This window comes from Mycobacterium sp. Aquia_216, assembly GCF_026723865.1.
Classification (GTDB): Bacteria; Actinomycetota; Actinomycetes; order Mycobacteriales; family Mycobacteriaceae; genus Mycobacterium.
In genome coordinates this window covers 5,559,530-5,571,804 of sequence record NZ_CP113529.1, presented here as the reverse complement: position 1 = coordinate 5,571,804, position 12,275 = coordinate 5,559,530, and the positions used below count along the sequence as shown (strand labels likewise).

Here is a 12,275-nt window from a genome sequence, read left to right as displayed (position 1 = left end):
ATGGCTAAGGGATACGTGATCCTTACTGAGGCCATCAACGACCGCGAGGGCATGAAGGCTTACGGCAAGGCCGCCGGCTCGGCGATGAGTGGCGCCACCGTTCTTGCGGTGGACACGGCGCCGAAAGTCGTCGAGGGCAGCTGGCACGGCGACCAGACCGTCGTGCTCGAGTTCGAGTCCGTCGCCGCCGCCCACGCGTGGTACGAGTCCGAGGGCTACCAGAAGGCGGCGAAACTGCGCCAAGCGGCCGCCGACTGCAACGCGGTCATCCTCGCCGGATTCTGACCGCTAGTCTCCCACGATCGCTATTGCCTGCCGAGGGCATTGACGGACGGCCTCGCGCACGTCCGCCTCGTTCTCCGGGGTGACTTCTTCCTGGTGGACGGTCAGCATGTCGTCGTCACCGAGCTCGAAGATGTCGGGATTGATGCCCATGCAGACGCCGTTGCTCTCGCAGAGTCCCCAATCGACTTCGATCTTCCTCGTCATCGTGGCCTCCTTATCGAACTTATCGAAGCACTTTGACGGGCACGCTCTTCCAGCCCGCGACGTTTTGCATGTTCACCCGCTTGCATCCCGACCAGTCCACCTCGTAGCGCGGCATGAAGTCGACCAGCCGTTCCAGCGCGATCCTGCTTTCCAGCCGGGCCAGCGCCGCGCCGAGGCAGCTGTGGATTCCATACCCGAGGCCCAGATGCTGAGCCTCGGTCTGGTCGCGCTCGATGTCGAACGTGTCGGCGTCGGTGAAGGCCTCCGGATCGCGGTTGGCCGCGGCGCCGCAGAGAAACACCGGCTTGAAGGGCGGAATCACGCCACCGCTGACGTGTGCCTCCCTGAGGGTGTAGCGGACGTTGTATTGCACGGGCCCCTCGTAGCGCAGTAGTTCTTCCACCGCCCCGGGGATCTTGTCGCGGTCGTCCTGCAGCTTCTGCCACTGTTCGGGGTGACGGGCGAAGATGACCGCCGCGTTGCCGATCAGCTTGGTGACGGTCTCGGCGCCGGCGCCGCCCAAAAGGGTCGCGAAGCCGGTGATTTCGATGTCATCGAGTTGGCGGGTCTGGCCATCTTCGCCGGGGATCTCGGCAGCGATCAGCCTGCTGATCATGTCGTCCTGCGGATCCGCGCGCCGCTCCTGGATGAGGCCGAAGTAGTACATCGCCGTCTCGATGTTGGCCTGCATCCCGGCTTCGCTGACCTCGATCTGTCCGGGCTCGTGATGCAGGCTGGTGTCAATCCAGTGGCGCACCTGCTGGCGGTATTCTTCGGGCACCCCGGCCATCCGGGTGATGACCTCCACCGGGAACGGTCCGGAGAACTCCTGCACCACATCGAAGTTGTCGGCGTCGACGGCGCCCAGGTACTTGTCGATCACCTCGATGATCGTCTCGCGCTGCGACTGAATGGCCCGCGGGGTGAACGCCTTGTTGAGCAGGCTGCGCATGTGGCGGTGCTCCGGCGGGTCCATGAAGATGATCGACTTCTGCTCGGGTGATATACCGCGGCGCACCATCGCCAGGTCGCAGCCGCGCGCCGAGGAATACGTCTCGAAGTCCTTGAATGCCGCCGCCACGTCTTCATGACGGGTCAGGGCGTAGAAGTCCTCTTTCTCGTCGTAATACAACGGCGCGTCCTCGCGCATCCGTCGATATATCTCGAACGGGTTGTTGTAGTAATCCTCGGAGAACGGGTCGAAGATGAGCTTCGGCTTGGTCACTTACATGCTCCTCAGCGGCGAGGGTTAGGGCGGGCTGGAACCGTTACGATCGAATGCCTGACTGTAAAGGTAACGGTAGCGCTTTCACGGCGAACCGGAAAGAACCGAAGTGGCGTCATGTCAGACCTTTCCGCCGACATCGAGGACTTCGATCACGCCGTCCAGGGCGCCGAGGTCGTTGCCGAGGTCTTCGGCGACGCTGCGGACGACTGCCACGTCCTTGCCGACGAATTCCCCGGCCACCTCGATGAACCCCGCGATAGACCCGCGTGCGGCCACAATGTCCAGCACCCGGCTGCCGGCGCTGCCATGCGCCAATGCGTCTAGCACCGTCGACTCCGGAACGCCCAGGCGCTCGCCCAATCGGATTGACTCCGCGAGCAGCCCGATGTGACCGGCAAACAGCGCGTTGTTGACCAGCTTCACGATCTGGCCGGCGCCGCGGGGCCGACGTGCAGGACAGGATCGCCGTAGCAGCCCAATGTCGGCTGCAGTCGGGCTCGTGGTGGCGTGGATGACGAGCGTCGAACCCGACGGCATGGTGGTCGGCAGCGCGCGGTCCAGGCAGACCTCCATCGGCCGGCCCATCCGCCCGGCGCCGATGAACCCGACTTTCATCTCGGGTGATCCATCAGGGTCAGCGCGGCGTCGGCCGCATCCAGAACGGCTCCCCCACTGGCAGCGGCGGCCTCGGCCAAGTCGACGATCAGCCGGACGTCCTTCTGCAGCAACGTCCCCGCCAGGCCGGCCAGCCGGTCCAGCGTGCCTTCGCCGCCAATGACATTGAGCGCAAAGCTGCTTCCACTGCCCCGGGAGACGACTTCGGTGAGCCGGTCCGGGGCCACGCCGAGGGATTGTGCCAGCGAAAGGGCAGTGGCCGCGGTTCCCAGGTTGGCGGTGAACAGCAAGTTGTTGAGCAGCTTGGTGGTTTGTCCGGTGCCCAGTTCGCCGAGGTGGACGACGGGGTCGCCATAGGTTTCGAAGACCGGACGACAGCGCTCGACGGCGTCTGCTTCACCGCCGACCATCACTATCAGCCGGCCCGCTGCGGCGGCCGGACCGCCGCCGCTGACCGGAGCGTCGATTACCGAAACACCTTTGCTACTAGCCTTTTTCGCCAATGATTTGCAGGTGTCGGGGTGCACGGTGCTGTGCACGGCGATCACGCTGTCCGGCTTGACCCCCGCGAGCAGCCCGTCCTCACCGTCGCCGATTTCGTCGATGTCGGCCTCGCTGACAACGCACAGGCAGACCAGATCGCTGGCCGCGGCGAGTTCGGCCGGTGAGGGGGCGATTGCCGCCGAGGTGTCGGCGAAGGGCTCAACCGATGCGGGACGGCGCGCCCACAGCGTGGTGGCGAAGCCGCCTTCGATGATCCGCCGGGCCATGGGGGCGCCCTGACTGCCCAACCCGATGAATCCCACCCGCATCAACCGGCCTCCAAATCGGCATCGGCATCGGCGGAACGAGTAGCAAGGCACTCCTCGACAAATGCGAAGATCGTCGAGTGGTAGTCCGCGGCGGTGTGGCCGAGGCTGATGTTGTGCCCCGCCTCGAGTTGCCTGTGTAGGGTGAAGCTCGGTGCCGCGGAGAACATCGCAGTGATCTCTGCTACCGCCGAATCATCGGTCTGCCATACCTTTTCGTGCTCCGCGATACTGAAGTGCACTGGTACCCGCACGCCGGGGGCCAGCGTCGGGAAGGTGTGGCGGGCCCAGTCCGACACCATCTGGTCTTCGTAGGCGGGAGCTGTCGGGGAAACCGTGACCCCCGTGAGGATTCCGGGCGGATACAGCCGTTCCGGATGCCATAACAGTTCGCGCAGACCGGACGGTCGGCGTTCGCGCGTCGCCGTCTTCAGCATGTCGCGGGCGACAGGATGATAGTGGCGGCCGGTGCCGGCCAGCTCGATGCCGACCAGTTCATCGCCACGATCGTCGGCGGCCATCCGCATCGTCAGTTCGCACCCACCCGAATGGCCCATCACGAATAAACCTGCACCGCTTGGTCGTTCGTCGAGGATGCGGGCGACGGCGCCGTACGCCAGGTTGACGCGCTGCCCGCCGGAGACCATCGCCTCGGGATAGGGGGCCGAGCTGCCGTATCCGGGCCGGTCAAGCGCCACCACGGTGAATCCCGCTGCCGCGCCAGTACGTAACAACGAATATGACGGGTGGCCCGGGCAGTCGAAATAGACCGCGGTGGTGCCGCCGCCGTGAATGGCGACGATCACGGCCTTGGGGTCGGGGGCTTCGCAGACGATCGCCGACATCGGCACCCCGTCGACGATCACCAGTCGGGGACGCGGAGTCGGCTGGTTGCTCATGTGTCGGCCCGCAGCAAGAGCACGCCGCTGGGAGTGAGGCCGCCACTGCTGACCACGCCGACCCGGGCGTCGACGACCTGGCGGTCACCCGCCTCGCCGCGCAGCTGGCTGACGGCCTCGTAGAGCAGGCCCATGCCGTGGGTGCGGCCGTGCGAGAGCTGGCCGCCGTGCGTGTTGAGCGGCAGCTGGCCGTCACGGGCGATGTTCTTGCCGCCGTCCAGAAAGTCTTTGGCCTCACCGATTCCGCAGAAGCCCAGGGCCTCGATCCAGGACAGGCAGTTGAAGGTGAAGCCGTCGTATAACTCGGCGACGTCGACGTCGGCGGGTCGCAGCGAGGTACGGGTCCACAGGTGCGCCGCCTGGCCCAGCACCTGCGGCTCGTGGGTCAATGTGCTCTGGTCCCAGTCCAGCCGCTCGACGATCTGCGTGCCCACCGCCTCGACGAAGACTGGCGGCTTGGGCATATCGCGCGCGGCATCGGCGGCGGAGACGATGACCGCGATCGCAGCGTCACAGGGCACGTCGCAGTCGTACAGCCCGAAGGGGGTGGTGATGGGCCGCGCGCTCAGGTAGTCGTCCATCGTCATCGGGGAGCGGTAGATGGCGGTGGGGTTCAGCTCGGCATTGGCCCGCTGATTCAACGCGATCCAGCCCAGCGTCTCCTTGCTGGTGCCATACCGGTGAAAGTGACGCTGCGCGTTCATCGCCAAGGTGTGGGCCGCCGAGGTGGCACCGAACGGCATCTGCCAGCCGGACATCCTGCCCGCTGATCCTTGGGGAGGGGTGATCTTGCCTTGCTTCATCAGCTCGCCGTGGGTGGCCTCCCACAGGGTGCGGAAGCACAGCACGTGTCGCGCCAGCCCGCAGGCGATCGCAAGCATCGCGGAGATCACCGAGCCGCCGGGACCGAACGTCTCCATGGTGCCGTTGTGCCACGTCGGCCGGATTCCGAGCGCGGCCTCCAGCGCGGTGACACCGCCTTCTCCCATGCCGGCGACGTTGAGCGGGCCCGGATAGGTGGACAGGCCGTCGATGTCCGCGAAAGTCAGCCCGGCGTCGGCGACCGCCGCCTCGCACGCATCGATGGTCAGCGACAGCGGCGGCACCATCAATCGCCGCCCGATCTTCGAGATGCCGATTCCGGTGAGGGCGGATTTGTCCTCGAATTTCTCCGTGGTCAGCATGGGCCGTACGTGTTGGCCGAAGCGTTCCGGCGCGATTTCGTCGACCGGCAGCTGACCGGGCCCGGCATCGGCGATCGGCCGAAACAGCGGAAACCACACTTCCTCGACCTGTTCGAAGACGACCTCGACTTGTTGGCCGAGTTCGAGCGCGCTGGGATCGCAGCCCACGATGTTGGTGGTCAGCCGGACCCGGGGGTCTTCGGCGATGGCGACTTCCGCGATGACGTAGGGCGCCGGCAGCCCGGGCAGGCTGAACCGTTCGTTGATTGTGAAGCCGGCCAGTGTCGCTCTACCGGAGAGCTCCCGCACGCCGATGTCGCGCGAGCGGCAGCAGCGGCACACCGGCGCCGGCGGGTGGATCAGCGCCTCGCAGGCATTGCATTCCTGCAATCGCAGTGTGCCGTCGGCGCCCGAGGTCCAGAAGAATTCGTTCTCGGGCGTGACCAGGGGCAGTGGACGCCCCGGCGCTGCTGACACGTTACCTCCGCGAGTCGAACGGTCCCGGATGCAGCTTGGTAGGACCGTTATACGAATCGGAGAATTACGTTATCACTCGTCAGCAGGCACGATCTAGCCTGCCGCTAGCCACGGGCGCAGAATGTACCCGCTAGATCGGCACCCAGACGCCGCCCACATAAATGCCCCACTGGTGAAAGCCGGTGCTCCACATCGGGGCCTGCGGCGCCCAGTACGGCCATGGCGGCGGGTTCCCCGTCCATTGCGGTGGCGGCGGCACATCCTGCCCGGCGAACGACGGCGCGTAGGGCGCCGGGGGCACGTACCACGCTGGCGGCGCCGCGGGCCGTTTGCACTCGCCGGTCGCCTCGTTCCACGACATTTTGGGATCGCACTGCGCCGAGCTGACACCCGGCGTCGCGATCACCGCGACCGCCATCGCCACGAAGACGACCGCGAAGGCGGCCGTCAAACGACCAACAAACCACCTCATGGTGGGCCTTTCATTGGGTCATCCCGGCCTTGTTCGTTTCAGCTTATTCCGTTAAGACCGCCACGACCACGTGGCCGACGTCCGGGGGCGGCTTGCGTCGGAAGATGCTCCCCGAGAAAGCCGATGAACTCCACACGCAACGCTTCTATGTCTGCGTCGATCTCTGCATCAAAGGCGAGCTGCATGGACGCTTCGAGTCAGATTCGGGACACCTCAACGCGTGAAGCCCCATTCGGCTTCGTTCTCTTCGGTTTTGAGATCTTCGGCCGGATCGTCTGTGTCGGTCAGCGGCGGCTCGGCGGCACGGTATCGGCGCTCGCCGATCTCGGTGATGGCGTGCACCGGGCAGTCCAGCAGCGCCCGCATGACCGCGTCCCGATCCGGTTCCGCCACGGTGCCGTCCCCGATGAGGGCCGCGTATCCCCAATCGTCCAGCGAGAAGTATCGCGGCGCATGCTTGGCGCAGATGCCGAACCCGTCGCAAATGGTGCGGTCCAGGCGGATTTTCATGCTTGCCTCACCGCTTCAGCCTCGTACGGACGGTCGGCACGAAATGCGCCACTGGCGCAGTCCGGGCAGGTCCCGTCGAGATGCGCGGTGACTTCGGCCGGGAACTGATCGAGCAGGCTGGCGGCGATATTGGTGGCGGCATCCAGTGTCGCGCAGGCCCCGCGCCCGCGCAGCAGCACCGACCAGCGGCGCAACCGGTCGACATCTTCCTTCGTCGCGGCGCCGTCGCGCAGGGCCCCGGCCGCGGCCGCCATCGCGGCCGTCCCGTTGAAGCACGACCCGCACTGCCCGGCATTTTCGCGATCGAAGTAAGCGAGCACCGCCGCCGCGACCGCGACGGGACAATCGTCGGTGATCACTGAGACCGCACCGCAGCCGAGACCGCTGCCGAGGTGCCGCATCGTCTCGTGGTCCAGCGAGGTCTCCAGTACGGTGCGGTTCAGCAAGCCGGCGAAGTACCCGCCCATCAGCGCTCCCCGTACCTGATCAGGGGAAATCCCATGCAGTGCAAGTAATTCGGTGAAGGCAAGGCCGTGGGGGAGCTCGTAGAGCACCGGCGGCTTACCGCCACCGGTGATGGTGGCCAAAAAGGTGCCCGGCGACAGCGACGTGCCCTGCGCGCGGAATGCCGCCGAGCCGTGGCCCTGCACGTAAGGCAGATTGGCCAGCGTCTCGACATTGCTCACCAGCGTGGGCCGATCAGCGACGCCGGCTTCGAACGGGCGCGGCGGCTTGTCGGTCGGCTTGGCCGGCCCGCCGTTGATCACGCGAACCGCGGCGGTCTCCTCGCCGGCCACGTATCCGGGTGTCACCGTCAGCAGATGCACCGTGACACCGGCGAGGGTGTCGGGATCGAGTTCGCCGAGCGCGGTTTCGACGCTGTGTGCCGACTCCGGGTCGGACACATAGACGTAAGCGCGGTCGGCGGCCACGACCGCCGCGGCCAACCGCAGTCCGTCCAACACCAGGTGCGGGCGGTTGCGCAGCAGCCAGCGGTCCTTGATCGAAGCCGGTTCTCCCTCTTCGCCATTCGCGACGACGACGGGGCCACCGATGTCCGCGATCAGGCGCCCGTTGTCGCGCACCGTCCGCAGCTTCACCGCTAGCGGAAAGGCGGCTCCGCCGCGCCCGGCGAGTCCGCTGGATTCGACCTCGCTCAGCAAGGCCCCGGCGTCGGCGAGCGGGAGGTAGCCGCCGAGCCGTCGATAGGCCAGGAGGTCCTCGCGGGCTTGGCCGGCATGTTCACTCAGCAGCCGCGGTGTGCCCCCGGGAACGGTGGCGGTGGTGATGGTCGTGGACTGGGTGGTATTCAAAGCTGGCCTGCCGTCGTCTTAGTTAGGCTTGCGCACATGCGAACTGCCGTAGTGCGTGTCAACGTCGACCCGGAGAGCGTGCTCACGCCGGCACAACTACGCGATGGCATGGCGGGGCTCCTCGAACTCGCGGCCGAAGCCGGCGCCGGCGTGGTCGAGAACAACCTCGCGTCCATGCCGGTCAGCCGCCGGGAAGTTGAACTGCTCATCGCGTCCGAAGACGGCGACACAGCCAGAGAAACCGCAATCATGTTGTGCACCAAGGTATTCAGCATAACCCCGGCCCCGGGAGTGATCACCTTCGTCAGCCGGGGGACCGACGACGACGCGCACGGTGTGCTGTCCGCGTTTGGCCTCACCGGTGACATTGTGCGCACACCAGGCGACGACGGATTCGACATCATCCAGGTGACGCTGCGGGAGGCCGACCTCGAACGCGTTCCGGAAAGCCGAGTCCACACGGCGCTGGAGGCGTCGCTCAACTGCGAGGTCCACATCTGCACTCGGTAATGCACCGTTTCGCGCCGTCACGAGCCCAGGAATTCCAGGATCGCGGGTGCCGCTTGCACCCAGGTGTCGAACATGTTGAAGTGTTTCACCCGGCCCGCGGCGCGGTCCTCGGATGCCCGCTCCCAGGCGTCCTCGGGCCACGGCGGGTCGATGAGCTTGGATCCCTTGATCAGGCAGCTGACCTCGAGCGACGTTCGCTTGGGGTGATCCATGTCGTTCTCGCCGCCACGAATGATCAACGTGGGAACCCTTATCCGGTCGAACATTTCGTCCTCGACACCGGGAATCGTTTGACCGGGCTTGGAGACGAAGGCGTTGAGCCAGCGCAGCATGATCTTGAGGAAGTCGCCGGATTCGAAGTCGAGGAACCGCTGCTTGTTGGCGGGGTTCTCCGAGATCCGGTCGCGCCATTCGGCCACCTGCACCACGCCGTCCATGCCGGTACCGCGGACCGCGAGAATGCTCGGGATGATGTAGAAGGAGCCGAGCACGAAACTGCCGTAAATGCCGCCGACGATGTTCCACACCACCAGCTTGGTGACCATCTCGGGGTAGAGCATCGTGGTCAACATGGAATCCCTCGCCCCGCCCGATCCTCCGGCGAGGATGCAGCGCTCGAAGCCCAGCCCGGTCACCAGCTTGTGCAGTGTCTCGGCGCGCATGTGCGACTCGCTTTGTCCGTAGAACTGCACATCGGAGGACCCGCAGTTGGGCCGGTCCCACAGCAGCACGCGGTAGCCACCCGCGGCCAGACAGTCGGCCAGTGGACGCAGGCCGGGGATCTCCTTGCTGAACCGCCCGCCGGGCGTCAGTGCAATGAGATCGCCTGCGTCACCGAGGATTTCGTAGACGACATTTCCCCCGTTGATCTCGATAGCAGGCACGCGATTCTCCTGAAGTTAGGCTTGAACCAGAACGTCGTTGCCGACGACACGGACCGGATAGGTGCGGATGCTCCATTCCGGCTTGACCGCAGTGGTGCCGGTCGCCAGCTCGAAACCCCATTGGTGCCAAGGGCAATAGATGTATTCCAGGTCGCGAACCATGACCGCGTCGCCCGGCGCGGTCTCGTCGACGATCGTGCGTCCCCGGGCTCGCCCCGAACACAGCGGACCGCCCTGGTGGGGGCAGTAATTCGCGATGGCGTAGAAGGTGCCGTTGACGTTGTAGACGCCGACACCGTGGCGGCCGATCGGCACCAATTTGTGGGTACCCGGCGGAATTTCGTCTACGGTGGCGACAACATGCTCGCGGCCCTGGGCGAGACGTGGCTCGGGCCGTTTGGTTTCTTCGGCCAATTCAGAGCACCCGGGTCTGACCCTCGAGGACCGGGACGGTCTCGGGCAGGTGGTAGGTCGCGATGCCGTTTTTGTACATCACGGCGTCGCGGGCGTGCTTGGGCAGGTGCTTGACCAACCAGCGCGGGTCGTCGAACGTCCAGTGCGGGTAGTCCGACGAGAAGAGCAGGATCTTCTCGCACTCCATCCATTCCAGCGCGCGGGTCAGCTCGGTTTTGTCTTCGGGGTAGTCGAGTGGCTGGGTGGTGAATTTGATGTGGTCCTTGACGTACTCGGACGGCTTGCGCTTGATGTCCACCCAGGACTTGCGTGCCTCGTAGATCGCGTCCATGCGCCACATCAGCGGCAGGATCCAGGTGAAAGCGTGCTCGACGAACACGATCCGCAGCGTCGGGAACCGGTCGAAGACGCCGTCGAAGATCAGGCTCATCACCTGGTTGGCGGCCAATAGCGAGTAGGTGACCATGAAGTCATGGTTGTAGCTGGGGAATCCGACCGGGGGGATCGGTAGCTCGTCGAATTGGCTGCGCGACAGGTGGCAGCTCACGGTGATGTCGTGCTTGGTGGCGGCCGCCCAGATCGGATCGTATTTCGGGTGGCCCCAGGACGGCCGCGGCTCGGCCTTGATCAGAATCTGCGCCATGAAGGGGTGCCCGGCCCATTTTTCGATCTCGCGCGCGGACTCTGCCGGCTCCTCGATGGCGGCGCAAATTGAACCGCGCCACCGCTCGTGCCAGTTGTTGTGGCCGTCCAGCCAGTGATTGGCCTGCCATTCGTTCAACGCGGCCGACATCGCGTGCTGCGCTTCGGGGAGGCGGGCCGGGTAGGCGGCCGGCTCCAGGATCGCTATGTCGGAGCCCGCCTCCATGATCAGCTGGCGAAACGCCATGTCCGGGTCGCTGCAAGGGAATTCGCCGTTGGCGGGAAAGGCATCCACCCGCATCGCGTAGGAGTGCGCGTAGTCGGGCGCGTCGTAGTAGATTTGCTCGCCCACGGTGCGGGTGAGGAAATACTTACTGCGCCAGGGCTCGGGGATGTATGGGACCAGCTCGCCGCGCTTGGGTGCCGGGTGGACATCCGAGTCGACGCAACGGACGGCTATGCGCTCGGTAGCGGGAACCCGCTCCTGCGAATGGGTCAACGTCATCTGGGGTCTCCTCAGTCTGCCGTGTTACTTCTACTGTGCGCCCACCCCGGCGGGCATGTCTATGCCGTAGAGCTGCGCCGCATTACGCCAGCACAACTTCTCGCGTTGTTCGGCGGACAGCGCGCCGGGCAGCTTCTTGACATCGCCGCATTGCCAGTGCGGGTAGCTCGAGCCGAACATCACCATGTCGTCCTTGCCGGTGAAACCGAACCACTCGCCGGCGAACTCGGTGTCGCCGGGACCGTCGAGGCTGCCCTGCACGAAATAGACGTGGCCGGGCAGGTAATCGCTGGGGATCCGCGGTGCCCAGGGCGTCTGCTCGAGGTGCGGGCGGCCGAAGGTGTCCATCCGCCACATGAACGGCGTGATGAAGTCCGCGGCGCCGTCGCCCCAGACGAACTTGAGACCGGCGAAGCGCTCGAACACGCCCTCGGCGATCATGTTCATCAGGTGATACAGGTAGTTCAGTGCCATGAAGCTGACGTACTGCTCGTAGGTGCGGGTGTTCCCGTTCGGCGTCGGCGGAAAGGCAATGCCCGAGCCGACTTCGATGTGCGCGGCAACGGGTAAACCGGCGTCGGCCGCGGCTTCCCACAGCGGCCAGAACTGTGGTTTCCCGTAGACCTCGCGGGATTGCAGCGGGACGCCGATCTGAACCACACGCGGATGCCTACGCCATTTCTCGATTTCGCGGATTGCGCCGGTGATGTCGTCGGGGTTGACCCGGATGGTGCCGCGGAACCGCTCGCCGAACTGGCTGGACTCCAGCCAGTTCGACACCATCATCTCGTTGTGCGCGGCGTGCAGCGCGCTGCCCAGGTGCCGGTCCGGCATGATGCCGCGGCCCGCCGGGTGCAGCACCGCGATGTCGACGCCACGCTTCGAAAACAGTTCATTGGCAACGAATTCTGGATCCGAGCCGGGGTACTGGCGATCGGGTCCGTGGGTGTTGGGCGCGTACTCGCCGCCCGGGGCGCCGTACCAGTCCATCTCGTAGTCGGGGAAGCCGCGGCTCTTGAACGGTTCACGCAGGGTCTTGCGCAGCGCCTTGTTGGAGGGAAAGAAAATGTGCACGCTCGCGTCGATCACCGGTGTGCTCGTCCCATCAGCGTGTTCGATCACGACAGCCACCCTTCGGTTCCGGTAGCCGAGGTGAGCCAAACCCGGTCATAAGATAGATAATCTAACATTCTTTTCGGCTGTCGATCAATGGATTTCCGGTAAGCGTCTCGGTTAACGATTTCCCCTGGTAGTCGCTGGTATTGTCGCCATCGGAGCAATCGCCGTTCTTCAATCCGGATAATACCATTCTCAGTCGGCGCCG

At 65.4% G+C, this 12,275-nt stretch carries 15 protein-coding genes; 2 read left to right on the top strand and 13 right to left on the bottom strand.

What is annotated here, in order from left to right; translation table 11 throughout:
* Positions 1-285 (top strand): DUF1330 domain-containing protein, encoded by a 285-nt coding sequence (locus OK015_RS26030; protein ID WP_268127475.1) that lies wholly within the window; start codon positions 1-3, stop codon positions 283-285.
* Between the two features lie 3 nt (positions 286-288).
* On the opposite strand, the gene OK015_RS26025 is transcribed toward OK015_RS26030, so the two are convergent.
* From OK015_RS26025 to OK015_RS25985, 9 genes are all read right to left on the bottom strand, one after another.
* A complete protein-coding gene (locus OK015_RS26025; protein ID WP_268127474.1) occupies positions 289-489 on the bottom strand; it encodes a ferredoxin in 201 nt (66 codons plus the stop codon).
* A gap of 19 nt (positions 490-508) precedes the next feature.
* Positions 509-1,714, bottom strand: coding sequence for a cytochrome P450 (locus tag OK015_RS26020; RefSeq protein WP_268127472.1), 1,206 nt, complete (start codon positions 1,712-1,714; stop codon positions 509-511).
* A 120-nt stretch (positions 1,715-1,834) separates the two neighbouring features.
* Positions 1,835-2,332 carry an NAD-binding protein gene (locus tag OK015_RS26015; RefSeq protein ID WP_442791165.1) on the bottom strand — a complete coding sequence of 166 codons (498 nt, stop codon included), beginning with the start codon at positions 2,330-2,332 and terminating at the stop codon, positions 1,835-1,837.
* Positions 2,329-3,144, bottom strand: a complete 816-nt coding sequence (locus tag OK015_RS26010) for an NAD(P)-dependent oxidoreductase (protein ID WP_268127470.1) — start codon at positions 3,142-3,144, stop codon at positions 2,329-2,331. Before OK015_RS26010 ends, OK015_RS26015 begins: the two co-directional genes overlap by 4 nt.
* The gene (locus OK015_RS26005; RefSeq protein WP_268127467.1) at positions 3,144-4,040 is read right to left on the bottom strand and encodes an alpha/beta hydrolase; all 897 of its coding nucleotides are present in this window, start codon (positions 4,038-4,040) and stop codon (positions 3,144-3,146) included. The genes OK015_RS26010 and OK015_RS26005 overlap by 1 nt, the downstream gene beginning before the upstream one ends.
* Positions 4,037-5,701, bottom strand: a complete 1,665-nt coding sequence (locus tag OK015_RS26000; RefSeq protein WP_268127465.1) for a thiolase C-terminal domain-containing protein — start codon at positions 5,699-5,701, stop codon at positions 4,037-4,039. Before OK015_RS26000 ends, OK015_RS26005 begins: the two co-directional genes overlap by 4 nt.
* Positions 5,702-5,831: 130 nt before the next feature.
* Positions 5,832-6,173, bottom strand: a complete 342-nt coding sequence (locus tag OK015_RS25995) for a hypothetical protein (protein ID WP_268127463.1) — start codon at positions 6,171-6,173, stop codon at positions 5,832-5,834.
* 213 nt (positions 6,174-6,386) lie between these two features.
* A complete protein-coding gene (locus OK015_RS25990; protein WP_268127461.1) occupies positions 6,387-6,683 on the bottom strand; it encodes a ferredoxin in 297 nt (98 codons plus the stop codon).
* On the bottom strand, positions 6,680-7,996 hold the full coding sequence (locus tag OK015_RS25985; protein ID WP_268127459.1) for an NADH-ubiquinone oxidoreductase-F iron-sulfur binding region domain-containing protein: 1,317 nt from the start codon (positions 7,994-7,996) through the stop codon (positions 6,680-6,682). Before OK015_RS25985 ends, OK015_RS25990 begins: the two co-directional genes overlap by 4 nt.
* Before the next feature lie 36 nt (positions 7,997-8,032).
* Between OK015_RS25985 and OK015_RS25980 the strand changes: the two genes are divergently transcribed.
* The gene (locus tag OK015_RS25980) at positions 8,033-8,506 is read left to right on the top strand and encodes a hypothetical protein (RefSeq protein WP_268127458.1); all 474 of its coding nucleotides are present in this window, start codon (positions 8,033-8,035) and stop codon (positions 8,504-8,506) included.
* 17 nt (positions 8,507-8,523) lie between these two features.
* Here the strand turns inward: OK015_RS25980 and OK015_RS25975 are convergent, their stop codons facing one another.
* Genes OK015_RS25975 through OK015_RS25960 form a run of 4 tightly spaced genes read right to left on the bottom strand, consistent with a single transcriptional unit; the run spans position 8,524 to position 12,073 of the window.
* On the bottom strand, positions 8,524-9,390 hold the full coding sequence (locus OK015_RS25975; protein WP_268127457.1) for an alpha/beta fold hydrolase: 867 nt from the start codon (positions 9,388-9,390) through the stop codon (positions 8,524-8,526).
* Between the two features lie 15 nt (positions 9,391-9,405).
* Positions 9,406-9,804: a Rieske (2Fe-2S) protein gene (locus OK015_RS25970; protein ID WP_268127456.1), complete on the bottom strand. Its 399-nt coding sequence runs from the start codon at positions 9,802-9,804 to the stop codon at positions 9,406-9,408.
* Between the two features lies 1 nt (position 9,805).
* The gene (locus tag OK015_RS25965) at positions 9,806-10,951 is read right to left on the bottom strand and encodes an amidohydrolase family protein (RefSeq protein WP_268127455.1); all 1,146 of its coding nucleotides are present in this window, start codon (positions 10,949-10,951) and stop codon (positions 9,806-9,808) included.
* A 30-nt stretch (positions 10,952-10,981) separates the two neighbouring features.
* Positions 10,982-12,073 carry an amidohydrolase family protein gene (locus OK015_RS25960; protein WP_268127454.1) on the bottom strand — a complete coding sequence of 364 codons (1,092 nt, stop codon included), beginning with the start codon at positions 12,071-12,073 and terminating at the stop codon, positions 10,982-10,984.
* Positions 12,074-12,275 lie beyond the last annotated feature (202 nt).

Excerpts from the sequence above, each read along its gene's own strand:
- OK015_RS26005 (WP_268127467.1), bottom strand. The coding sequence starts at position 4,040 with ATGAGCAACCAGCCGACTCCGCGTCCCCGACTGGTGATCGTCGACGGG.
- OK015_RS26015 (WP_442791165.1), bottom strand. The coding sequence starts at position 2,332 with ATGAAAGTCGGGTTCATCGGCGCCGGGCGGATGGGCCGGCCGATGGAG.
- OK015_RS26025 (WP_268127474.1), bottom strand. The coding sequence starts at position 489 with ATGACGAGGAAGATCGAAGTCGATTGGGGACTCTGCGAGAGCAACGGC.
- OK015_RS25990 (WP_268127461.1), bottom strand. The coding sequence starts at position 6,683 with ATGAAAATCCGCCTGGACCGCACCATTTGCGACGGGTTCGGCATCTGC.
- OK015_RS25995 (WP_268127463.1), bottom strand. The coding sequence starts at position 6,173 with ATGAGGTGGTTTGTTGGTCGTTTGACGGCCGCCTTCGCGGTCGTCTTC.
- OK015_RS25980 (WP_268127458.1), top strand. The coding sequence starts at position 8,033 with ATGCGAACTGCCGTAGTGCGTGTCAACGTCGACCCGGAGAGCGTGCTC.
- OK015_RS25965 (WP_268127455.1), bottom strand. The coding sequence starts at position 10,951 with ATGACGTTGACCCATTCGCAGGAGCGGGTTCCCGCTACCGAGCGCATA.
- OK015_RS26030 (WP_268127475.1), top strand. The coding sequence starts at position 1 with ATGGCTAAGGGATACGTGATCCTTACTGAGGCCATCAACGACCGCGAG.
- OK015_RS26010 (WP_268127470.1), bottom strand. The coding sequence starts at position 3,144 with ATGCGGGTGGGATTCATCGGGTTGGGCAGTCAGGGCGCCCCCATGGCC.